Annotated in this window: 1 protein-coding gene; it reads left to right on the top strand. The window is 56.5% G+C overall.

Annotated elements, in window-relative coordinates:
- Positions 1-779: M20/M25/M40 family metallo-hydrolase (locus tag C9413_RS32510; protein WP_348648826.1), on the top strand; the 779-nt coding region annotated here is incomplete at both ends.

The raw sequence follows: 779 nt of genomic DNA, 5'->3' as shown, positions 1-779 counted from the left end.
GTATTGGGAGGAGGGCCGAATGAGTTTCCCCGCTGGAAAAACTGTAGATAAACGCGACAATTCTATTCTTGCTGGTCTCGAGCCGGCGATCTTCTTCGGTTTTTTCGAAGAGCTAAGCGCCATCCCGCGCGGTTCTTACAGCGAGAAGCAGGTTAGCGATCACATCGCCGATTTTGCCCGGGCGCGCGGCTTCGAGGTTTACCAGGACGAGATCTACAATCTCCTCATTAAGAAGCCGGGCACGCCCGGCTACGAAAACTCTCCGACCGTCATTCTTCACGGGCATACCGACATCGTCTGCGAGAGCGATGAGGGTGTTGACCACGACTTTAAAAACGAAGGCATCAAACTTCAGGTTATCGGCGATTTCATCCATGGTACGGGGACAACCCTTGGGGCGGACAACACCGTTGGTGTGGCCTTCGCAATGTCGTTGCTGGCATCCGACGATGTCCCACATCCGCCGCTTGAAGTCGTCCTGACGGTTCAAGAAGAAGTCGGCAAGGGCGGCGCGCAACACTTCGACGGCACAAAGCTTAGCGGTAAGCGCCTTCTCGACATGAACTGGCACGATCCCAAGTCGCTGTTCGCCGGCTGCGCGGGCGATATTTCAGTGCGATTTAAGATTCCGGTTCAGTGGGAACCGCGCGTTTCGGAGCAGACCGCCCTTTCGCTGCGGATCTCCGGCCTGAGCAGCGGTCATTCCGAATTTGACATCCATCTTGAACGCGCTAACGCGATCGTCCAGCTCGGACGGCTGCTTCGGATTGTCATCCGGG

The organism is Rhizobium sp. SEMIA 4085, assembly GCF_013004495.1.
Taxonomy (GTDB): domain Bacteria; phylum Pseudomonadota; class Alphaproteobacteria; order Rhizobiales; family Rhizobiaceae; genus Rhizobium; species Rhizobium gallicum.
The sequence above is the reverse complement of the archived record's forward strand: the minus strand, read 5'-3'. Positions and strand labels throughout refer to the sequence as shown.